General features: G+C 30.1%; 23 protein-coding genes. 4 read left to right on the top strand and 19 right to left on the bottom strand.

Features of this window, described 5'->3' with window-relative positions; genetic code table 11:
- The first annotated feature begins 34 nt into the window (after positions 1-34).
- Positions 35-1432: a membrane protein gene (locus BSD9I1_RS08790; protein WP_035311941.1), complete on the top strand. Its 1398-nt coding sequence runs from the start codon at positions 35-37 to the stop codon at positions 1430-1432.
- Between the two features lie 128 nt (positions 1433-1560).
- Here the strand turns inward: BSD9I1_RS08790 and rpsA are convergent, their stop codons facing one another.
- Together rpsA and BSD9I1_RS08780 are read right to left on the bottom strand one after the other, a co-directional pair.
- Positions 1561-2730 carry a 30S ribosomal protein S1 gene (rpsA, locus tag BSD9I1_RS08785; protein WP_186430027.1) on the bottom strand — a complete coding sequence of 390 codons (1170 nt, stop codon included), beginning with the start codon at positions 2728-2730 and terminating at the stop codon, positions 1561-1563.
- A 140-nt stretch (positions 2731-2870) separates the two neighbouring features.
- Positions 2871-4004: a D-alanyl-D-alanine carboxypeptidase family protein gene (locus BSD9I1_RS08780; RefSeq protein WP_052085654.1), complete on the bottom strand. Its 1134-nt coding sequence runs from the start codon at positions 4002-4004 to the stop codon at positions 2871-2873.
- Positions 4005-4135: 131 nt separating this feature from the next.
- Here BSD9I1_RS08780 and BSD9I1_RS08775 point away from each other — a divergent pair, with 131 nt between their 5' ends.
- Together BSD9I1_RS08775 and ytfJ are read left to right on the top strand one after the other, a co-directional pair.
- On the top strand, positions 4136-4714 hold the full coding sequence (locus tag BSD9I1_RS08775; RefSeq protein WP_186430026.1) for a DUF2953 domain-containing protein: 579 nt from the start codon (positions 4136-4138) through the stop codon (positions 4712-4714).
- 2 nt (positions 4715-4716) lie between these two features.
- Complete coding sequence (gene ytfJ / locus BSD9I1_RS08770) at positions 4717-5154, top strand: GerW family sporulation protein (protein WP_035306937.1); 438 nt, start codon at positions 4717-4719, stop codon at positions 5152-5154.
- A gap of 31 nt (positions 5155-5185) precedes the next feature.
- Here the strand turns inward: ytfJ and scpB are convergent, their stop codons facing one another.
- Positions 5186-5788 carry an SMC-Scp complex subunit ScpB gene (gene scpB / locus BSD9I1_RS08765; protein ID WP_186430025.1) on the bottom strand — a complete coding sequence of 201 codons (603 nt, stop codon included), beginning with the start codon at positions 5786-5788 and terminating at the stop codon, positions 5186-5188.
- Entirely contained in the window at positions 5781-6524 is a 744-nt protein-coding gene (locus BSD9I1_RS08760) for a segregation/condensation protein A (RefSeq protein WP_186430024.1), read from the bottom strand. Before BSD9I1_RS08760 ends, scpB begins: the two co-directional genes overlap by 8 nt.
- A gap of 251 nt (positions 6525-6775) precedes the next feature.
- Here BSD9I1_RS08760 and BSD9I1_RS08755 point away from each other — a divergent pair, with 251 nt between their 5' ends.
- Positions 6776-8143, top strand: a complete 1368-nt coding sequence (locus BSD9I1_RS08755; RefSeq protein WP_186430023.1) for a CCA tRNA nucleotidyltransferase — start codon at positions 6776-6778, stop codon at positions 8141-8143.
- Between the two features lie 66 nt (positions 8144-8209).
- Here the strand turns inward: BSD9I1_RS08755 and BSD9I1_RS08750 are convergent, their stop codons facing one another.
- From BSD9I1_RS08750 to BSD9I1_RS08680, 15 genes are all read right to left on the bottom strand, one after another.
- A complete protein-coding gene (locus tag BSD9I1_RS08750; protein ID WP_186430022.1) occupies positions 8210-9397 on the bottom strand; it encodes a D-alanyl-D-alanine carboxypeptidase family protein in 1188 nt (395 codons plus the stop codon).
- Between the two features lie 121 nt (positions 9398-9518).
- Positions 9519-10823, bottom strand: a complete 1305-nt coding sequence (locus BSD9I1_RS08745; protein ID WP_186430021.1) for a pyrimidine-nucleoside phosphorylase — start codon at positions 10821-10823, stop codon at positions 9519-9521.
- A gap of 98 nt (positions 10824-10921) precedes the next feature.
- A complete protein-coding gene (locus BSD9I1_RS08740) occupies positions 10922-11743 on the bottom strand; it encodes a purine-nucleoside phosphorylase (protein ID WP_186430020.1) in 822 nt (273 codons plus the stop codon).
- A gap of 20 nt (positions 11744-11763) precedes the next feature.
- Complete coding sequence (locus BSD9I1_RS08735) at positions 11764-12579, bottom strand: purine-nucleoside phosphorylase (RefSeq protein WP_186430019.1); 816 nt, start codon at positions 12577-12579, stop codon at positions 11764-11766.
- Positions 12580-12593: 14 nt separating this feature from the next.
- Positions 12594-13472 carry a site-specific tyrosine recombinase XerD gene (gene xerD, locus BSD9I1_RS08730; protein WP_035306962.1) on the bottom strand — a complete coding sequence of 293 codons (879 nt, stop codon included), beginning with the start codon at positions 13470-13472 and terminating at the stop codon, positions 12594-12596.
- Between the two features lie 60 nt (positions 13473-13532).
- A complete protein-coding gene (locus tag BSD9I1_RS08725; RefSeq protein ID WP_035306965.1) occupies positions 13533-13763 on the bottom strand; it encodes a hypothetical protein in 231 nt (76 codons plus the stop codon).
- Positions 13764-13808: 45 nt separating this feature from the next.
- A complete protein-coding gene (gene spoIIM, locus BSD9I1_RS08720) occupies positions 13809-14435 on the bottom strand; it encodes a stage II sporulation protein M (RefSeq protein ID WP_035306968.1) in 627 nt (208 codons plus the stop codon).
- A 133-nt stretch (positions 14436-14568) separates the two neighbouring features.
- Positions 14569-15390: a sporulation transcription factor Spo0A gene (gene spo0A / locus BSD9I1_RS08715; protein WP_035306971.1), complete on the bottom strand. Its 822-nt coding sequence runs from the start codon at positions 15388-15390 to the stop codon at positions 14569-14571.
- A 167-nt stretch (positions 15391-15557) separates the two neighbouring features.
- Positions 15558-16778 (bottom strand): SpoIVB peptidase, encoded by a 1221-nt coding sequence (gene spoIVB, locus BSD9I1_RS08710; protein WP_035306973.1) that lies wholly within the window; start codon positions 16776-16778, stop codon positions 15558-15560.
- A gap of 186 nt (positions 16779-16964) precedes the next feature.
- A complete protein-coding gene (recN, locus tag BSD9I1_RS08705) occupies positions 16965-18656 on the bottom strand; it encodes a DNA repair protein RecN (RefSeq protein ID WP_186430018.1) in 1692 nt (563 codons plus the stop codon).
- A 2-nt stretch (positions 18657-18658) separates the two neighbouring features.
- On the bottom strand, positions 18659-19120 hold the full coding sequence (locus BSD9I1_RS08700) for an arginine repressor (protein WP_035306976.1): 462 nt from the start codon (positions 19118-19120) through the stop codon (positions 18659-18661).
- 24 nt (positions 19121-19144) lie between these two features.
- Positions 19145-19969: an NAD(+)/NADH kinase gene (locus BSD9I1_RS08695; protein WP_186430017.1), complete on the bottom strand. Its 825-nt coding sequence runs from the start codon at positions 19967-19969 to the stop codon at positions 19145-19147.
- A complete protein-coding gene (locus BSD9I1_RS08690) occupies positions 19969-20790 on the bottom strand; it encodes a TlyA family RNA methyltransferase (RefSeq protein ID WP_186430016.1) in 822 nt (273 codons plus the stop codon). The genes BSD9I1_RS08695 and BSD9I1_RS08690 overlap by 1 nt, the downstream gene beginning before the upstream one ends.
- 13 nt (positions 20791-20803) lie before the next feature.
- Complete coding sequence (gene dxs / locus BSD9I1_RS08685; protein WP_186430015.1) at positions 20804-22666, bottom strand: 1-deoxy-D-xylulose-5-phosphate synthase; 1863 nt, start codon at positions 22664-22666, stop codon at positions 20804-20806.
- 2 nt (positions 22667-22668) lie between these two features.
- On the bottom strand, positions 22669-23247 hold the full coding sequence (locus BSD9I1_RS08680) for a hypothetical protein (protein WP_242966445.1): 579 nt from the start codon (positions 23245-23247) through the stop codon (positions 22669-22671).
- Positions 23248-23866: the final 619 nt, after the last annotated feature.

Raw genomic sequence — 23866 nt, 5'->3', positions numbered from 1 at the left:
ATTATTAGTAGTTTTATTATAATAGGAGGCTTTTATGATAGTTCAATTAGGTGCACTTCACTACGTCTATCTTATTTTAATTCTCTTAATATTTCTATTCATGATTCTAAAGAAAGATATTACCTTAATTTGTATTGCAGGTATATTTGCTCTTGGTTTTATAGCTACAGGTTCATTAGCATCTTCTATAACAGGAGTATTTAACAGCTTTGTATATGCTATAGGGCAGCTACTTGATATAATTTTGGTAATAGCCGCAATTACAGCTATGGGAATAATACTTACAAAAACAGGAATAAACGAAGCTATGGCTTATCCTTTTACAAAACTAATGAAGACACCAACATTAGCATACTGGATAATAGGTATATTTATGATGATAATATCCCTATTCTTTTGGCCTTCTCCTGCCGTAGCTCTTATTGGAGCAATACTTGTTCCTGCCGCAGTTAAAGCAGGGCTACCTGCTATTGGAGCCGCAATAGCAATGAATATTTTTGGTCATGGCGTTGCACTTTCTGGAGATTTTGTAATACAAGGTGCCCCTAAGCTGACTGCAGGTGGTGCCGGCATTCCAGTTGGAGATGTAATATCTGCATCCATTCCACTTGTAATATTTATGGGTGTTTTAACAACTATACTCTCTTTTGTATTTTTAAGAAGGGATATGAAGAATGGAAGCCTAGTATTAACAGAAGAAGACTTCAAGCATACAGAAAAAGAAGATATGGAATTTGAAAAATTGTTAACATCAAGTACTAAAAAGATATTTGCTGTATTCGTTAGCATTATGTTTGCTCTTGATATTTATCTTATGTATAAGCTCAATTTACAGGGAGGCGATGCTAGTGCATTGATAGGTGGTACTGCGCTGGTAGTTATGACTATAATTACCATATATGTAGTTAAAAAAGATGCTTCCTCCCATATGATATCTTATATAGTTGAAGGCTTATTATTTGGATTTAAAGTATTTGGTCCTGTTATTCCTATAGCAGCTTTCTTTTATTTAGGTGACGCAGGATTTATAAAAATATTTGGTGAGGTTTTACCAAAATCTTCAACAGGTTTAGTAAATGATTTAGGACTAGCACTGGCAAATACTGTTCCCGTCAATGCACCTGTTGGAGCTGTAACATTAACTTCAGTTGGTATAATTACTGGACTTGATGGTTCTGGATTCTCTGGAATATCTCTGGCTGGTTCTGTAGCTAAGATATTTGGTATTGCGTTAGGTAAAAGCACCGCTACTTTAACTGCCTTAGGTCAGTTAGGCGCAATATGGGTTGGTGGAGGAACAATAATTCCTTGGGCAATCTTACCTGTTGCTGCAATATGTAAAATAGATCCATTTGAGCTAGCAAGAAGAAATTTGAAACCTGTTGCCATAGGTCTTATAGCTACTACAATATTTGCAATGTTCCTTCTATAAGCTATATTTAAAACTCTAAGTTTTTTAATTATTAATTAAAAAATAGCTAAGAACTAGGCATATTTAATTTTAATTAATTAAAATTAAATATGCCTAGTTCTTAGCTATTCATTTATTAATAATGTAAGTTATTTATTCCAATCTTTTAATTTATCTTTAAATACATCTGCTAATGTAAATCCTTCAGTTTTATCATTGTATTTTTCTAAATCCTCTTCTATATTCGTTGATGCTGATTTTATGCTTAAAGATATTCTTTTATTCTCACTAGATATTTCAAGTACTTTAACTTTTACTGTATCTCCAATTTTTAATACGTCAGAAGGCTTTAGTATCCTATCATCTGATATCTCACTAATATGTACAAGACCTTCAATTCCATCTATCACTTCTACAAATGCTCCAAAGTCCATAAATTTTACCACTGTTCCTTGTACTATATCTCCTTCTTTAAGCTTATTTAATACTTCATTCCATGGATCAGATTTTATATCCTTTAAACCTAATGAAATTCTTTCTTTTTCCTTATCAAAATCCAATACATATACCTCTACAGTGTCTCCTACTGAAACAACCTCTGATGGGTCATTAACTCTTTTCCAGGATAAATCAGAAAGATGTATTAATCCTTGTACTCCTCCTAGTTCTACAAAAGCTCCAAATTTTGCAAGTCTAACTACTTTACCTGTTCTCTTTTCACCCTTTTGAAGTGAATTTAATAATTCTTGCTTTTGTTTTTCCCTTTTTTCCATTTGCACTTCCTTTGCCGAAGCAACTACTTTTCCCTTGTGTTTATCAAATTCTATTAACTTAACTTCTAATTCCTTGTTATTATACAAGTTTAAATCTTCTACATAATTCATAGATAACTGAGACGCTGGTATAAAACATCTTATGCCGCTTATGTAACCTATAATTCCTCCTTTTACTACTTCTTTTGTTTTTATATTAAATATATCCCTATTTTTAAATGTCTGTTCTAAATTATCCCATGATTTTATAACATCAGCATTTTTCTTAGAAAGTAATACATTACCTTCCCCGTCATTTAACTTAATTATAGATACATATATTTCATCATCAGGTTTAATTATTTCTTTTAAGTTTATCTCTTCATTAGATACTTCATTTCTTGGTATTATTCCATCTGACATATATCCTATATTTACCAAGACCTCATCATTAGTAACTGAAATAACCTTACCTTTTACTATGTCACCCTCCTTAAGCTTCTTCATTGATCTTTCTATTTCTCCCATCATGTCTTTCATAGAAATTTCATCATTATGTTTTTCCATAAAGTTTTCACTCTCCTTAATTATAAGCTCACTAATTATTTTCAAATAACTTTAAATATATTATACCAAATTTTTCTTCTACTATATAGAAAAACAGGGAACTAAACTAAACATTTTAATGTCCCTGTATTGTATGATTATTATTTTTTTGAAATTCTATTAAATATATTTATTTTTTTAAGCCAGCCTATTTTGTAATCATTTCCAGCGGCTAAATTATCACTATATACTATTTTATCTTTATTCAATATACATATTCTTCCTACATTATCTCCTTTATTTATACCTGCTTTTATTTCCTTTGGTATTATTATTTTCGCTTCAAAATCATCTCCATTTTTGATTGGAAGAACTATATCATTTTTACACTGCAAACTTATTTTTGGATCTACCTTAGGACCATGTGCTATTATATCCCCTTTACTAAAGAACTTTTTATACTCAAAGTTCTTTTCAATATAATTAAATATTTTTATAGTTTCCTTCCATCTTTCCGGAGCATTGAAAACAACTATTACAATTTCATGTCCCTTAAAATCTGCAGAAGTAACAAGACATTTACCTGCTTGACCTGTATATCCAGTTTTCACTCCATCAGCAAAAGGCATAAGCCAAAGTATCTTATTTATGTTATTATAACTTCTGCTAAATCCATATGCGTTTCCATCTACTTGTTTTGATCTTACGATTCTATTGAATATGTCACTTTTTTTAGCTTCAGAAGTTATTAATGCCATATCATAAGCTGTAGTGTAGTGTTCTTCATTATCTAAGCCATGAGGAGAATAAAAATGTGTGTCTATTAATCCTAAATTTAAAGCATATTCATTCATAACTTTAACGAACTCTTCTACACTTCCACTTATGCCTTCAGCTATGGCAATTGCTGCATCATTTCCAGATCTAAGCATTAATCCATATATAAGTTCTAGTAAACTTATTTTTTCTCCTTTTGAATATCCTACAGTAGAACCTTGTATACCAGCTGATCTTTTAGATATTTCAATTTTTTTATCCAAATCTCCATATTTTAATGCTACTAATGCTGTCAATATCTTAGTAGTACTTGCCATAGGCATTATAATTTCTGAATTATTTTCCACAAGTACTGACTTTGAATTTACATCCAAAGCTATGTATGCTCGCGCATTTATTGAGAGATTCTCAGTTTTATCTAATCTTTGAGCTCTTACTGTACTTATATTAGACAAAGTTAAAATTATACTTAGAAAAGCCCCTATAAATTTTGCAATAAATCTTGTATAATGTTTCATTTTTATCACCTCGCTCTTTTTTATTTTGCCTCCAAAGCTTCGTTTTAATTCTTATAAAATTAATTTTATAATGCATAATAATTATTTATATGGTTAAAATAAAAATTATTGAAGGAGGATTTGGTAATATTATGAAAATTTTTATTGGTTTCCTTATAATTTTTTTATTATTTATTCCAATACCTTTAAAGATATATATACTTTATAAAAATAATAAACTTATTATAAGATTTTATAAATTTTCCCTTTATCCTTCTAAAGATTTAAAAAATATGCCTACAACCGTTGCTAAAGTTAAAGAAAAAAGTAAACTTACCGTTGATTTTAAAAAAGCCTTTGATAAGCATACTATTAAGCAAATATTTCATCGCTTTTGTAAAAGCAAGTTAAAACCTAGCTTAAAACTAGACTTTAACTTAGATTATGGTTTTGAAGATGCTGCCTTAACAGGATTAAGTTATGGACTCTTAAATTCATTCTTTGTTCCATTGCAAAATATACTATCCTCACTTTTTAAAATTAAAAAACTTCAGTTAAATGCTATGCCAGATTTTAATGGAAGCAAATTAGACTTGGAAATTAAAAGTATAATTTATATAAATATAGTTCAAATTATTAATATATGTTTTACTATAGGGTTAATACTATTTAAATCCTATAGAAACAATAAATATATACATAAAACAAAAGGAGAATTTAAGGAGGCTTAATTATGGAAAATCATCCAATTGATAATCTTATGAAGACAACAATGGAAAATATAAAAAGCATGATAGATGTAAATACAATAGTAGGTGATGCAGTTGAAACTAAAGATGGATCATTGATAATTCCTATATCTAGAGTTTCATTTGGATTTGCCTGCGGTGGAAGTGAATTAGAAAAATGTGAACCTAAAGATAGGGAAAATTCTAAGTATCCCTTTGGAGGGGGATCTGGTGCAGGAGTTAGTGTGAAACCAGTAGCATTTCTAGTAGCAAAGGAAAATTCATTAAGAATGTTATCAATTTCACCGGATAACCCTTATGATAAAGTATTAGACAACATTCCTCATATTATAGAGTTACTAAAAGGTTTTAGAAAAAATTCTGATACAGAAGATGATGTTATTATTTGCAAATCAGAGGATAATAAAAATCACCCTATCTAAATAAAATTACAAAAAAATCCAGCTCAATTTACTATATTGAGCTGGCTGCTTCCTCATTTCCTTCTTCTTTAAACTCATCTAATATTTGTTCTAAGCTTGGAAGTGCCTTTAAACTTTCAAGGCCAAAATGTTTCAAAAATTCCTCAGTAGTTCCATACAATATAGGTTTTCCTGGAACCTCTAATCTTCCACATTCTTTTATCAACTTTTTTTCTACTAAAGTTTGTATTGCTCTATCACTTTTCACTCCCCTTATTTCATCTATATCAATCCTTGTAATCGGTTGTTTATATGATACTATAGCTAAAGTTTCTAAAGCCGCTTGTGATAGGGATTGTCTTATATTTGTTTTTAAAAGTTTTTGTACATAATTGCTATTTTCTTCCTTAGTTACTAATTGAAAATTACTTTCTAATTGAATTAATTTTATTCCTCTATTATCTTTTCCAAATTCATCTTTCATATTGTTTAATATTTCCCTTGTATAATCAATGTCGCATTCAATTATATTACTTATTTCTTTTATATTTAATGGTTCCCCACTCATAAATAGTAAAGATTCTATAATAGACTTGTACCTATCCTTAATAGATGCATCTATTAAATCTATTTGATTAATATCCTTTTTATTCATCTTCGTCAACCCTTTCCAAGTAAATTTCTTTAAAGTTATCTTCCTGTACTATTTTTAATCTTCGTAACTTTATGAGCTCTAATAAAGCTAAGAATGTAACTACTACCTCAATTTTTTCGTTACAACTTTCAGCTAAGCTAGAGAAAACTGTTTTTTTGTTCTTATGCATTAGTTCAGAAATATACATCATTTTATCCTCTATTTTGTAACTCTCCACATGAATTTCTCTTGGGATGAAATTTAAATTTATTTTACTATTATAAATTCTCATAATTTCAATATATAAATTATACAATTCTAACATGGTAATGTTGTTTAATATATTTTCTTGTTTTTTTTCTTTTATCTCTATTATTTCTGGCTTTTTACTAAACATTACTCCCATATGTTCAACTCTGTTCTTAAAAAATTCAGATGCAGCTTTAAACTTTTTATATTCTATAAGCTTGTTAATTAATATTTTTTCAGTGTCTTCTTCTAAATCCATAGCAGCTTCGTCCTTTTTCTCTTTAGGTAGAAGTTCCTTTGACTTTATTTCAAGCAATGTAGCAGCTATAACTATAAATTCCGAAGTAATTTCTAAATCCATTTCTTTCATTTTACTTATGTACTCTAAGTACTGAGTAGTTATATCAGATATTCTAACATTGTATATTCCCATTTCATTTTTTTTAATAAGATGTAGTAATAAATCAAAAGGTCCTTCAAAGTTAGAAATCTTTATATTTAATGCCATTTAATATCTCCCCTAATATAATATCGTTCAACCACTTCTATCCCTTTTATTATAATTAAATCCTAATACTTTGTCTATTTTTTAAAAAAATAGATTTAATATGTCGATTCTGATAAAGTTTTTTGAATAATTTTACCCTTTTATCTTTTAAAGTATTGATTTTTTTTTTTATATAGTATACTTTAAAGAAAAAAGTAAAGAATTAGTACAAAACATTATGTTATCAAATAAAAGAAAGCAGAGGAATATAAATGAATTTTAAAATACATATACCTAAAAATCCTGCTTTAGCAATAAAAATGTTAGTTGATGCAGGTTTTGAAGCAGGTGTTGTGGGGGGATGTACCCGTGATGCTATTATGGAGGAAGAGCCTCATGATTGGGATATATGCACATCTGCTACACCAGCCGAAATCCAAGTAGTGTTCAGAGACTTTAAACAGCTTGGTATAGGACTAAAACATGGCACAGTTGTTATTATTATGGATGGTGAAGAAATTGAAATTACTACTTACAGAATAGATGGTGAATACTCTGATTGCCGCAGACCAAACAATGTATATTTTACAAAGAATTTAATAGAAGATTTAAGCCGCAGAGATTATACTCAAAATGCTATCTTTTTCAATGAATTTCAGGGAATTATAGACCCCTTTAATGGAGTATCTGATATTGAAGATAAAATTATTAGATGTGTAGGAAATGCAAATAAAAGATTACAAGAAGATGCTTTGAGAATTTTAAGAGGCATTAGATTTGCATCTACGCTGGGATTTAAAGTTGAAGAATCTACGAAAACAGCTATGCTTAGAAATAAAGAACTATTAAAAAATATCTCTAAAGAACGTATTACAGTTGAATTTGTAAAAATGCTTCAAGGTAAAAATGCAGTTAATATACTTGATGAATTTCAAGATATCATAACATATATTATTCCAGAAACAAAATCTATGGTTGGGTTTAAACAACACAATCCCTACCATATTTATGATGTTTGGAAACATACACTTGTTGCAACTAATAATGTTGAAGGATTAATATTAAAATTGACTATGTTTTTTCATGACATCGGAAAAACAAGCTGCTACACTATCGATGGGCAAGGAATAGGTCATTTTTATGGTCATGCAGATATTTCTGCTAAAATTACATCTGAAATCTTTAAGAGAATGAAAATGACAAATGCAGAAGGAATTAATGCAGCTGACTTAAAAGATATTATAGAATTAATTAAATATCATGACATTATGATTCACCCAACAAAACCAAGTGTTAAAAAAATGTTATGGAAATTAGATGGTAGTGCATTACAATTTAAGCGACTACTTTCAGTAAAAAGAGCTGATGCTTTAGCTCAGTCTCCCACTAATTTAGCTAATCGCTTAAAAGAAATTCATACAATTGAAGAACTCTTAAATGAGGTGCTTACAGAAAATAATTGTTTCACATTAAAAGATTTAGCTATCACCGGAAAAGATTTAATTGCTCTTGGTATTCCACCTGGGAAAAGTATTGGAAAACTATTAAATCAATTACTCGAATCTGTAATTGATGAAAAATTACTAAATGAAAAAGAGACATTGTTATCTGAAGCACAAAAATATATAAATTTATCATAAGTATACTATAAAAAATTAAGCTATGTTAAGAATATAAACTTTTATCTCCTAACATAGCTTATAATGCTATACAGATTTATCAAATAAATTTTTAAAATTAAACTTTAAATTATCTAAGAAGTTAGATCTCTGGATATCTCTATCACAATATATCTTAACTTTACCTGATAACTTACCATCTACATATACTTCACAGTAGCCAATTACTTCACCCTTGTTATAACGCTTCTTCTCCATATTTACTATACATTTCTTTTCTACTTTAGGATTGACTCCTCTTTCTAAAGTAATATTTAAATCTTCTAAAGCCCTGGCCATAAAGAATTTATCTTCACTTTTACCTATTTTTATTTTTTCTATATCTTTATCCTTTTCTACAACCTTTTTAGATTCAAACTTAGAAAATCCATAATTCATAAGCATACTTGCGTCTCTATTTCTTACTTTAAAAGTTGGAGCACCCATTATAACTGCAAGAACTCTTACTCCATCTCTAACTGCTGTGGTAGATATGCAATACTTAGCTTCATTGGTAAATCCGGTTTTAAGTCCATCACACCCTTTAAAAAATCTTACTAACTTATTATGATTTACAAGGCCTATAGGTGATTTTCTACCTTCAGATATAGTCTCCATATATGTACCTGTATATTTTAATATTATAGAGTGTTTCAAAAGTTCTCTTGACATAAGTGAAATATCATATGCTGTAGTTACATGTCCTGGTGCTGAAAGTCCAGAACAATTTTTAAAGGTTGTGTCTTTCATACCCAATTCTTGTGCTCTATCATTCATAAGTTTTACAAATGCTTCTTCGCTTCCAGATAGATATTCTGCCATAGCTGTTGCTGCATCATTACCTGATGCTATAGCTATACCCTTTAGAATCTCCTCTACAGTTCTAACCTCACCTGTATCTAAAAGCATGCTACTATTCCCATTCTTACCCTTCATCTTTGCATTTTCACTAACAGTCATTTTATCTGTAAGCTTAATTTTACCTGAATCTACTGCTTCCATTGCTAAAAGCATAGTCATTATCTTAGTTACTGAGGCTGGAGCTAACTTTTCGTGAGAATTTTTTTCATACAATATCTTGCCTGAATTTGGCTCCATAAGTAGCGCAGATTTTGCTTCAACTTGAATTCCTACCTCTTCTTGCGCCTTAGCCTTTACAGGAGAAAAGGATATGCCACTAAAAATAAGTGCCCCTATTAAAATTTTACTTATGATTTTTTTATTGATTTTTTTCATGTCTAATATTCCTCCTTCCTTTCAATAGTATTTTCTCCTGCATTTTAGAAATTTATCCACTAAAAATGTTTTAAAAAAATTAAAGAGAGTATTACACTATGACGTAATGCTCTCTCTAATATTATTTTACTATATCATATATGAGTGGAATTATATCTTCATACTTATCACTTATTACATAATTATTTAATATGTCTTTTTTAGCCTTCTCTGCCTTGTTTATATCATTAGCATGTATATATGCTAAAATGTCACCTTTCTTTACTTTATCTCCTCTTTTCTTATTTAAAACTATTCCAACAGAAAGATCTATTATATCTTCCTTAGTAGCTCTTCCAGCACCTAATTCCATAGCTATAATTCCTATACTTTCTGCATGTATTTTATTTACATATCCATCCTCTTTACTTTCTACGGGAATTAAAAACTCTGATCTAGGTAGCTTATCTGTATCATCTATACATGAAGTTGCTGAGCCTTGTGCAATCACAAACTCCTTAAGCTTATTTAATGCTTTGCCGCTTTCAATTGTGTCTATAAGCATCTTTCTTGCTTCATCATCACTAACAGCTTTTCCAGCTAAAATCACCATTTGAGATCCCAAAGCTAAGCATAATTCTAATAAATCCTTAGGTCCATTTCCCTTTAATGTATCTATAGCTTCTTTAACTTCCAAAGCATTTCCTATTGCTAAGCCTAGCGGTTGATCCATATCCGAAATTATAGCTATTACCTGTCTTCCTACATGATGACCTATATCTACCATTTCTTGTGCAAGTCTATGGGCATCTTCTTTAGTTTTCATGAAGGCCCCTTCTCCAACTTTAACATCTAGGACAATTGCATCAGCACCTGAAGCAATTTTTTTACTCATTATGCTAGATGCTATTAGAGATATATTATCTACAGTAGCTGTAACGTCTCTTAATGCGTAAAGCTTCTTATCTGCAGGAGCTAAGTTACCTGTTTGCCCCCCTACTACAAGTTTTATTTTGTTTACGTTTTCTATAAACTTTTGCTCACTCATCTCTACTGAAAATCCCTTAAAAGCTTCTAACTTATCAATAGTCCCTCCTGTGTGACCAAGTCCCCTTCCAGACATTTTAGCTACTGGTATTCCAAGTGCTGCTACCATAGGTCCTAGTACCAGTGTAGTAGTATCACCTACCCCTCCTGTACTATGTTTATCTACTTTTATTCCATTGATTTTAGATAAGTCTAAAATATCACCTGACTCTGCCATAGCCATAGTTAAATCTGCAGTCTCTCTTTTACTCATCTTTTGAAAAAATATTGCCATAAGTAATGCAGATGCTTGATAGTCTGGTATATTGCCATTAGTATAATTTTGCACAAAATACTCTATTTCTTCCTTACTAAGCTCACTGCCATTTCTTTTTTTTAGTATAATATCATACATTCTCATGCATATCACCCCGTTTAATCAATAGTTAATAATTAAGAGTTAGAAAGGATTTCTTCTGAAAAACCAGAAGAAATCCTACTTAAATCAATAATTATTAACTATAATTTCTTTACTATTCCCTTTACTAAGTTAACAAACTTAGCCATTGCCTTATTTGCTGTTTCCACTACCTTTGAATGATCTAATGGTTCCAAATTATCAGCTATAGCCATATCAGTTATACATGAAATTCCAAGCACCTTCATTCCCATATGATTTGCTGCTATTACTTCTGGTACTGTGGACATTCCAACTGCATCTCCACCTAATATTCTAAGCATTCTTAGTTCCGCCGGTGTTTCATAAGTTGGTCCTGACACTGCTGCATATACTCCCTTTTGAACCTTTATATTTAGTTTTGTCGCACACTCAAAAGCAAGCTTTACTAAATCTTTATTATATGCGCTAGACATGTCTGGAAATCTTGGTCCTAATTCTTCAAAATTTCTCCCTATAAGTGGGTTAGTACCCATAAAGTTTATATGGTCTGTAATTATCATTAAATCTCCTGGTTCAAACTCTGGATTCATTCCACCTGCAGCATTTGAAACTAATACATTTTCTATACCTAAAGCTTTCATTACCCTTATTCCAAATACTACTTGGTCCATGGCATATCCTTCATAGTAATGAAATCTTCCATTAAAAGCTATTACTTTTTTACCTTCTAATTCCCCAATAATTAATTCTCCCTTATGACCTGTAACTGTAGATACAGGAAATCCAGGGATATCTTGATATTTTATTACTTTTTTATTCTCTATATTATTTACTATACTTCCAAGCCCAGTTCCAAGTATTATTGCTGTGTCAAACTTGCTGCTATCTATACCTTGTATATATTTCTTTGCATCTTCTATCTTATGTAATAAACTTCCCATGCTTTAGCCGCTCCTTATAATTACATTTTTTCTACAATATTTGTAATAAGTCTAGTAAAGGTATCTTTAACTCTATTAGACGTCTCTATTACCTCTTGATGATTTAATGGTTGATTTAGTATTCCTGATGCCATATTTGTAATACATGAGATGCCAAGAACTTTAAGTCCTGCATGTTTTGCAACTATTACCTCAGGTACAGTAGACATTCCTACTGCATCACCACCTATTATTCTTATCATTTTTACTTCAGCTGGCGTTTCATAGGTTGGTCCTGGCATCATAACATAAACTCCCTTTTGAATATTTATATTATGAGTTTTTGCAACTTCTTCTGATAAGTTAACTAAATCCTTATCATAAGGCATGCTCATATCTGGAAATCTAGGCCCAATTTCTTCATCATTTTTCCCTATTAATGGATTATTAAATACAAAATTTATATGATCTGTAATTATCATTAAATCTCCTGGATTAAAGCTTGTATTTACTCCTCCTGCTGCGTTTGTAACTATTAAAGTCTTTATACCTAAAAACTTCATTATATGTATAGGAAGAGCTATTATCTCCATTGGATGTCCTTCATAATAATGAATTCTTCCTTGCATCATTACTACATCTTTTCCACTTAATTTCCCAAATACATACTGCCCAGCATGACCTACTACAGTAGACTTAGGCATATTAGGTATATCCTCATATTTCACTATAACTTTATTTTCTACTTTTTCTGCTAAATCTCCTAGTCCTGACCCAAGAATTATTCCTATTTCAGGAGAAATATCTATTTTTGATTTTATAAAATCAACACTTTCTTTTACCTTTTCTAAGTTCATACAATGTCCTCCCTTTATGCCCTAGGATGTGCCTTTTTATACACTTCAGCAATTTTGCTTTTCCTAGATATACTTGAATATATTTGAGTTGCAGCCATATCTTTATGACCTAAAAGTTCTTGAACAGATTTTATATCTGCTCCATTTTGTAAAAGATGAACTGCAAAAGAATGCCTTAATGTGTAAGAGGTTATTTCTTTATTTATTCCTGCTATTTTTGCATATTGTTTTATTATCTTCCAGAAACCTTGCCTTGTCATTTTAGTACTTTGTAAATTTAAAAATAAATATTCTAAATTATATATATTAAGTAAGCTTCTTATTTTAAGATAATTATTAATACAATCTACAGCATAACTTCCTATTGGTATTATTCTCTCCTTATTTTTGCTTCCTCTACATTTTATATAGGATAACTTAAGATTAACATCAAAGGTTGTTATATTTAAAAGTTCAGTAACCTTTACTCCAGTAGCATACATTACCTCCAGCATAGCTTTGTCTCTTACGCCCTTTTCTGTTGTTAAATCTGGTGAATTAAGAAGTTTATTAACTTCTTCTAGCGTAAGTATTTGTGGCATATTACGCTCTATTTTAGGTATTTCATAATTTATGACAGGGTCTTCATTTATAATCCCCTGCTTCTTCAGGAATTTGTAAAAATTTCTTATAGCAATTATGTTTCTTACAATAGATGAATTAGCCTTTTTATTTTTATGTAGTTCTTGAACAAAAGCCATTATACTTATATCATCTACACCATTTAAATCCTCATTCCTAAGTAAAATAAATTTTAAAAATCTATCTATATCTCTTTTATATGCATCTAAAGTATTCTTACTCATATTTTTACTCTTTAAATAATTAATATACCTTAATAGAAATTCATCCATGTTTTTTCTTCTCCTATGTATCTTATAATATATTACTTCCACAAAACGATGAAAAATCCTTTAATATTTTAAAAATTCCTGAAATATATATATATAATTATATAATATGTCAATATTTCTATTAATAATATTGTATACTAAAATACTGTTATCATAAACAGCTACTTTATCAACAAAGTAATAAAAAAATATGTCTAAAATAAAAGGAAAAATTTCTCCAAAGAATAGCAGTATAAAAAAACACTTTACTATTTTTATAACTAGAGACTCTTCTAAAATTCTTATATTCATAATTTCTCCTCCCTGCATGTCCTATATGATTTATAAAGAAATTTTTTATATAATTATTTTTAATATATTAGGAATTATATAGGCTTCCATAAAGAATCCAACAAACATTACAGCTATTATGGCCAAAAATGAACAAGAATAACTTAACATCTTAATCCATATATTTTCTTTTACTCTTCTGTCAATTCTTTCTTTAAGAAAGTTAAGCGAAAATTCCATAGCAAGCACTGATGCAATTATCATGCAAGGTATATATATTATATTTTGAATAATAACTCCAAATATTGCAATACCTATTCCCTTTAATCCCACTGAATTAATTATAAAGCTTATTGTAAAACCTAATGTATATCCCTTTATAATTCCAATTATAAGTATTACAGGAATTCCTACCATGGTCATTCCTAATAACCAAATAAATAATATAAATGGAATATTACTTCTTATAGTATTTAAAAATACTCCCTTATAATTCAAGTTTTCTGTATTTAAATACTCAGTGAAACCTTGAAAATAACTAATTAAATCTGTTTTATATATCTCTCCCATATATTTTACTGTATATACTCCAAGTACCATTCCTGTGAATATACATATTAAGCTTATAACATAAAGCCAAAAATTTTCTTTTATATGATCATTTAAGCCCAGAACAAAATTATTTCTGCTCATATATTTTCCCCCTTGTTATTCACCTCTTAATATTTATGAATAAAGAGCTGAAAATATACTAATAAACATCTATAAATTCATTTAAAATAAAAACTCCGTAAAAATTACGGAGTTTTTATTTTAAATGATTATTTTAGGCATTATTTGATGCTCTATTTTTAAGTCTTAATTTATCAGCAACCATTGCGATGAATTCACTGTTTGTAGGCTTGCCTTTGTCAGTGTGTATTGTATAACCAAAGAGCCTGTTAATAGTGTCTACTTGACCTCTGCTCCATGCTACTTCGATGGCATGTCTTATAGCTCTTTCTACCCTGCTTGCAGTTGTATTGAATTTCTTAGCAATAGATGGGTACAGCTCCTTAGTAACTGCTGAAAGAAGTTCCATATCATTTACAACCATTGTAATTGCTTCTCTTAAATACATATACCCTTTTATATGAGCAGGAACCCCTATTTCATGGATTATATTTGTGATTTCTGCTTCTAAGTCCATGGGTTCATTCTTATTAACTCTTACTTCAATATTTTCTGATATTGGAACACTTCTTTTTACTTCATCGCTTGATATTGTGTTATTAAACATTTGTCTTATTCTCTTAGTAAACACATCCATATCAAATGGTTTTACAACATAATAGTCTGCTCCTAATGTAATTGCTCTTTGAGTAATCTTATCTTGTCCTACTGCAGATAGAACTATTATTCTAGGCATGGGATCTATATTCATCCCATTTAGTCTCTCTAGAACTCCTAATCCATCTAGATGCGGCATAATAATATCTAAAACAACTAAATCAGGCTTTTTTTCCTCAATTAATTTTAAAGCCTCTAAACCATCCTTAGCTATACCAACTACCACAATATCTCTTTGATTTAATAAATAATCATTTAAAATGTTACAAAATTCTTTGTTATCGTCTGCAATAACTACATTAATTTTTGAATCTACCATAAACCTACTCCCCTTTTCAAATTAATTCCCATATCTTAACAAATAATAAATTCGACAAAAGATAGAGAATTCCTTCTAAATAAAAAAATATTTTATCAAAACTATAATAGAATAGACAATATTTTTATACATTATCTATTCTATTATACTAACTATTTATTAAATTGTTAATTGTTATATTTCACCATATCAGCTTCTTTTAACATCCATTCTATATATATACCATATCCTGTATCTGGTTTGTTTATAAGAACATGTGTTACTGCACCAACTATCTTATTATCTTGTATTATAGGACTTCCACTCATTCCCTGTACTATACCACCGGTTTTATTTAAAAGTTCTTTATCAGTAACCTTAATTATCATACTTTTAGGTCCCGGCGCACTTTGTGGAAGCAACTTTTCAATTATTATATCATAAGTTTTAGGTTGATTTCCCTCAATAGTAGTATATATTTTTGCTGGACCTTCTTTTATTTCATGTCTTAAAGCTATAGGCATTTTTTTTGCATACTTATTTTTAAGTTCTAAATTTGCTTTACCAAAAATACCACATTCGCTGTTTCTTGAAATTTTTCCAAGAACTATATCTTCATCAATAAATATTCCTTTTAATTCTCCTGGTGCCCTTTTTACACCTTTTCTTACAGAAACGATGGATGAATTTATTATTTGTCCTGATCCCAATGGAAGTATTGACCCTGTATCAACATCTGTTATTGGGTGACCTAATGCTGCAAAGATCTTATTGTCATCATCATAAAATGTTAAAGTTCCAACTCCTGCAGTAGAGTCTCTTACCCATAATCCAATTTTATATTTTCCATTTATGTCTTTAATAGGTTTTATAACCTTCTCCATTGTTTTTCCTTGTCTATCTATAATTACATTTAAATCTTTCCCTTCTGCAATATTGACTAAAGATGAAGTTTTTTCCGTACCTGTAACTTTATCACCATTTATTTCAATAATATTATCTCCAATTTCTATACCTGATTGAGCCCCTGGACTTGTAATCTTCCCTTTGGAAGTTTCTACATCTGATAATGCAATTACTAAAACACCTTTTGTTTTAAGCTTTACTCCTACTGGTTGCCCTCCTGGGTATAGTTTTATTTCTTCTGGAACTGACTTTACTTCTACAGTTTTAACCTTTAATATTCCAAGTAAACTTACATTTACATTTTTACTTTGGCTATTTAATCTACTAGATGCACTTACAGTATTTTCTTGAACCAATTTTATTATATTGCTTGATTCAAGCTTCTCTCCTTCTCTTATAAAAATTGTAGTTGGTATATTGAAGGCTTGATAATAGGCAACCAAAGTAAATAACAGGATGGATAACACAAAACAAAGTGTATATTTAATTTTAAATTTTCTCATCATTATACCTCCTGTCTTTCTTTTTATATCCTTAAGTTGCCCAGTTCAAAAATTTATTATGTTATTATTCTTTTGTATAAGCAGTTAAGTATTACTTGTTTAAACTAAAATTAATAATTAAAATCAAAAAAAAGGTTACAATAACATTATTTATTGTAACCCTTTTCTTCTTTTATATACTTTTAATCACATGTCTAGTTTCTTACGATTAGCTAAGGCTATCATTTCCTCAGCATGTCTCAATGTAAGAGTAGTTACTTCTGTTCCGCCTATCATTCTAGCTATTTCTTGTGCTTTCTCTTTATCGTTTAATTTATTTATAGATGTATATGTCTTATTGTTTATAACTTCTTTAGCAACCTGATAATGAACATCAGATATACAAGCTATTTGTGGAAGATGAGTTACACAAAAAACCTGATGTGTCTTAGAAATACTATACATTTTTTCTCCTACACTTTGTGCAATTCTTCCACTAATTCCAGTATCTATTTCATCAAAAATTACAGATGGAATTTTATCTTTATTTACAAATACTGTTTTTAAAGCTAGCATAATTCTCGATAATTCCCCACCTGATACAACTTTCTCTAATGGCTTTAGTGGTTCTCCAGGATTAGTAGAAATTAAGAATTGAACCTTATCTAGTCCATTTTCATTTAATTCCTCTTTTAATTCTACAGAAACTTTAAAAGTACTTTTTTCTAAGCCTATATAATTTAATTCTTCTTTTATTTTAACTTCCAAAATATTTGCAAATTTCTCTCTAAGTGAATGTATTTCAAACGCCTGTTCTTTAAGGTCTTTTATTATAATCTCTTTTTTATGATTTAATTCTTCTATTATAGCCTCACTATTTATAAGTTCTTCGTATTTCACATTTATTTTATCTCTATAATTCAAAATTTCTTTTATATTATTTCCATATTTCTTTTTTAAACTACCAATTTGAAAAAGCCTGCTGTTTATAATATTCAATTCTTCTTCATCATAATATATAGTGTCCTTAATCTCTCTAATATCTCTTGTATTTTCTTCTAAATTATAGTAGATTTCTTCTAATGAAATAGATATTTTTTTTATTTTTTCCATGTGATTTTCTACAGACTTCAAATCTCTTACTATAGATCCTATGCCGTCAATTATAGAAGATGTGTTTTCATCTCCGTCATATAACATTTTATAGCTTAACGATAAAGACTTATTTATTTTTTCAGAGTTAGATAGTATATTGTATCTTTCTTCTAGCTCTTCTTCTTCTTCCATTTTCAAATTAGCAGCATTTATCTCTTCTAATTGATATTTCAAAAAATCTATTGTCTTTTCTCTTTCTCCATTTTTTCCTGCCAAATTTAATATTTTATTTTCTATTTCATTTAACTCTTTATATAGATTTTTATATTTGTTTAAATATTTTTTTAATGATTCTTCTCCAAAGTAATCCAAATAGGTTATATGATTAGAATAGCTTAATAAATTTTGATTTTCATGTTGTCCATGTATATCAATTAGAGTCTCTGTAAGCATTTTAAGTTGAGAAAGAATAATTGATCTTCCATTTACTTTAGCAATACTTTTTCCTGATTGAAATGTTTCTCTGCTTATTATTATCCAATCCTCATATTCTATACCTTGCTTTATAAGTTCTTCCTTAGACTTCTCATTTTCTAAAGTAAATATAGCTTCTACAAAGGTTTTATCTTCTCCTGTTCGTATAAAATCTCTATTGAATTTGCCTCCTAAAACATAATTTATAGCATCAATTAATATAGACTTTCCTGCTCCTGTTTCTCCAGAAAGCACGTTAAATCCATTATCAAACGATATGCTTAATTCTTCAATTAAAGCAAAGTTCTTAATATTTAACTGAAGAAGCATCTTTAATCCTCCTGTTCTAATAACATTTTTTTCATTCTTTGCGTTATAATTGAAGCTTGTTCCTCGGTTCTTGCCATTACAAATATAGTATTATCCCCTGCAAGCGTTCCAGCAATCCCCTGAAAATGCAGTGTATCTATGGCTTCTGCTGCTGCTGAAGCTGAGCCGGATAATGTCTTTATAACCACAAAATTATTTACATTTTCTACACTTGTGACAGTTTGAGTAAATATATTTACAAGCTTATTTGATAGATAGTTTTCAGTATGCATTATAGTTGCATATTTATATTTTCCTGAATTTGATAGTACTTTTATAAGTTTTAATTCTTTGATATCACGAGATACTGTTGCCTGAGTTACATTCATTCCACCTTTTCTAAGTTCCTCTGCTAATTCTTCCTGTGTTTCAATGTCTTTACCAGTAATTAGTTCTAATATTTTGGCGTGACGAGTTACCTTCATATATTTCACCTTCACATTCTTTCGTTATAAATATAATTTTTTTCTTAAAATACTAAAATAATCTTCTCCATTTAATCTTATAAGCTTACATTTATATGGCGCATTTTCTATTATTATATCATTTATAATGCCTAAATCTACTGACTCAAGTCCGTCTGCTGCAACATGTATATTGCTTCTTCTACGTTCTGTTGTAATTTTTATTTTACTATCCCCATGAAGGACTATACTTCTCATCCCTAATGAATGGGAACAAATAGGTGTGATACTTATCACATCTAACGTAGGATATATTATGGGTCCACCTGCTGAAAGAGAATAGGCTGTGGATCCTGTTGGAGTTGATATTATAACTCCATCAGATACAAATGTAGTATAATAGTTATCATTTACATAAATTTTATATTTTGCTACTCTTCCAATAGCACCTTTAGCTATAACTACATCATTTAGTGCATAAAGTATTCTTTGATCATTAGGAAATTCAATAGCACATTGTATCATTTTTCTATTTTCTAAAGTATAGTTATTATTTAAAATGTTTTTTATAGCAAAACTAAAATCCGCACTTTCTACCTCTGCTAAAAAACCTAAATGTCCTATATTTATCCCCAAGATAGGTACACCATATTTAGAAACATATTTAGATGTATTAAGTATGGTACCATCTCCACCAAGTACAATTACCACATCAAGATCTTTGCTTTCTTCATCTTCTAGCCCATTACAATCCTTATATACTTTTATATTGATATTATTATCTTGATTTTTTATCTTTTGTACAATAGAAGCTAATATATTCCCATTAATATCCTTATCTGTATTTACATTAATCCCTATATTTTTCATTATTTTACCTCGTCTAATTGTCCATGAGATAAATTTACTATATCTTTTATTTTTTCATCTTTGAAATCAGAGAATATTTCATTGTTTTTAGTAAAATATATTAAATATTCAATATTACCTTCAGGTCCCTTAATAGGGGAATAATCTATGTTTATAATGTTAAGACCCATATTTTTAATAAATGTTACTATTTTTAGTATTACCTCTTCATGTGTTGACTTTTCTCTTACTACTCCTTTTTTACCAACCTTATCCCTTCCAGCTTCAAATTGAGGTTTTATTAATGCCATTATAGAACCTTTATCATTTAATAAATTTATTGCTGCAGGAATTATTTTTTCTAAAGAAATAAAAGACACATCTATACTTGCAAAATCTGCATATTCTCCTATCTCTTCATAGGTAACATATCTAAAGTTGGTTCTTTCCATGCATACTACTCTTGGATCTACTCTAAGTTTCCAAGCTAACTGTCCATATCCTACATCTATAGAGTATACCTTACATGCTCCATTTTGAAGCATACAATCTGTAAACCCACCTGTTGAAGCACCTATATCTATGCATACTTTATGTTTAAGATCTATCTCAAAGGATTTTATTGCCTTTTCAAGCTTATATCCTCCTCTACTTACATAGGGCATTTTTTCTCCCTTAAAATCTATGTTTGAAGTTGTTTTGACTTTTTCTCCGCACTTGTCAACTCGAAGTCCATCTACAAATATTTCTCCTGCCATTATACTTGCACGCGCTCTCTCTCTTGAAGAAAAGATACCCTTTTCTACTAAAAGTATATCCAGTCTTAATTTACTTTCTGCCATACTCTACTCCTTTTTATATAAATTTTATTACTTTTTCTACTATTCCATCACTATCAATACCGCTAGCTTTATAAAAGACATCTACATTACCATGAGGAATAAATTCATCTTTAAATCCTAAATTTATAACCTTAGCCGTTGAATTTGTACTTTGGATATATTCTGACACCAAAGAGCCAAATCCTCCTGTAACTATGTTATCTTCTACGGTAATAATAATTTTTTTTGTTTTAGAAAACTTACTTAACAGCTCAATATCTATAGGCTTTACAAATATTGCATTTACAACTCCTATTTTAATTCCCATCCTTAATAGCTTTTCTCTAGCAATTAATGCATTTTGAACCATCTTTCCTACTGCTATTATGCTAATATCTCCCTCATCATAAATTGTTTCCCACTTACCATATTTAAATTCAGTTACAGGGTTTAAATTTAAATCTAAAACATCTCCACCTCTTGGATATCTTATGGCTATAGGACTATTTTGATTTAATGCCCATTTAAACATAGGTTCCATTTCTTCTACACATTTTGGAGCCATTATAGTCATATTGGGTATATGAGATAAATACGACAAATCAAATACTCCTTGGTGAGTTTCTCCATCTGCACCTACTATTCCTGCTCTATCAATAGCAAGTATTACAGGAAGCTTTTGAATACATATATCATGTACTACTTGATCATAAGCTCTTTGAAGAAATGTAGAATATACCGCAAATACTGGCTTTAGACCTTGAGAGGCCATTCCTGCTGCCATAGTTACTGCATGCTGTTCTGCTATACCTACATCAAAAAACCTGCCTTTATATTTATGTTCAAACTGCTGAAGTCCTGTCCCATCCTTCATTGCTGCGGTGATTGCAACTATCCTATCATCTTCTTCTGCTAATTTAACCATTGCATTACCAAAAGCTTTGGAATATGATATTCCTCCTGTCACAGCAACCTCACCACTTTGTAAGTTAAATGGTCCTATACCGTGAAATTTTCCTGGATTCATTTCAGCAAATTTATATCCCTTACCCTTTTTAGTAACAATATGTATGATTACAGGTCCATTAATTGACTTTGCTTTTTCTAAAATTTCACTTACTTCCTTAATATTATGTCCATCGATAGGTCCTAAGTATTTTATTCCCATGTTTTCAAAAAGCATTCCTGGAACCACCATCTGTTTTATGCCATTTTTAACTCTTTCTAAGGTACGAGCCATACTGTCACCTATACTAGGTATCTTTTTTAAGATTCCATCTATATCTTGTTTTAATTTAGCATATCCAGGCTCCATTCTTATTTTGCTTAAATATGCAGACATTCCACCTACATTTTTACCTATGGACATTTGATTATCATTTAATATTATTATCATCTTAGTTTTACTGTATCCCACATCATTTAATGCTTCAAAAGCCATTCCACCGGTTAAAGCTCCATCACCAATTACAGCTAGAACTTCATTCTTTTCACCTTTTAAATCTCTAGCTCTTGCCATACCTAATGCTGCAGAAATAGAAGTGCTGCTGTGACCTGTTTGAAAATGATCATATTCACTTTCGGAAACTTTAGGAAAACCACTAAGTCCACCATATTTTCTTAAAGTTTTAAACTCACTCATTCTTCCACTTAATATTTTATGAACATAACATTGATGCCCTACATCCCATACTATTTTATCCGTTTTAAAATTGAATATATTGTACAAGCTCAACGTAAGTTCTACTACTCCAAGATTTGATGCTAAATGCCCACCAGTCCTGGAAACATTCTCTATTAGAAAGCCTCTTATCTCATTAGCTAGACTATTTAATTCCTCTATAGTCATATTCTTAATGTCATTTGGTTCTTTATATTCATTTAAAATATTTATCATAATTATCTATCCTTTTTTATAAAATATATAATCTTAGATACTTTATCTATTACTTTATTACTTTGGTTCATCGCAAAACTTTTTCCAGCAGCCTTTCCGCCTATTGTAGCTGCTGCTATAATTGATCCTATAATAGCTGAAATAAGAGCAGCATTTAATTCAGGTAATGCTATAATAACTTTTGCCAAAATTAAAGCTCCTATTCCTCCACTTACTATACCACATATATCCCCTATTACATCATTGCAAAAATTAGATACCTTATCTGCATTTTTTATAAGTTTTATTGCAATTTTTGCTCCAGGAAGTTTTTTAGCTGCCTTTGCATGAAAAGGTTTTTCCTGAGCTGCAGTAACCGCCACTCCTATTATATCAAATACAACACCTAAGATTATTATAAAAATTAATATAACAAAAGCTACTAATATATTTACATTTCTTAGTAGCATATCGGACAAAAGATTAACACTACCAGATATTAATATAGACCATAATATTATGGTCACTACCCAGCTTGTTTCTTTCTTTTTTTTATTATTTTTTTTCGAACTATTAGAATTAATTTTACCGTCAACGTCCAAAACTTATATCCTCCAAAATATGTATATAAAAAGGTGGTAATAAACTGAGTAAACCTTGCGGCTTAGGTCCAGTAGGATTTCCCATAGGTCAACCTAAATGTCGCCATTTTGGCGGTTTCCCTTTAATTCCCTATCTGCTTTGTTGCCAAGAGCAGGACTGGATTGCCACTTAGTCCGCACTGCAATCCTCAGCATATTTCAAGTAGAACAGTCTAGGAGTTTTCCTCAACAGTTAGGTATCTCCCTAGCCTCTTTTGCAACTTAGGTTTCAGCAAACAGATTCCTTTAATTTTGGCCAAAATTAAATGGTGTTACTGCTTTCCCCCTAAACCACTCAAGGCAGGCTACACTGCACATAGCTCTTCACCACATTGCAGGTTTAATCCATTTTCGTATAAAAGGTATCTAACCTTTTATACAATAAATGGTCTCCGCGAAGGTAGGGTCAGTTCCCGCATGCCGTTGCGGCTGCCCCATCCTCCTTACTCCCAGCACCAACCCATGACTGGGCGTCATAAGCCAGCACAAGGAACTTCATCGATATGCCCTTTGACGGATTTTTAGCCCCGCCTTCAAAAGATACTTACCCGACTAGAATACTGCACCACCTTTTTAAATG

It is taken from the genome of Clostridium sp. BSD9I1 (assembly GCF_900185645.1).
Taxonomy (GTDB): Bacteria; Bacillota; Clostridia; order Clostridiales; family Clostridiaceae; genus Clostridium_AK.
Note: the sequence above shows the minus strand (reverse complement) of the source record. Positions and strands in the feature narration are given on the sequence as shown.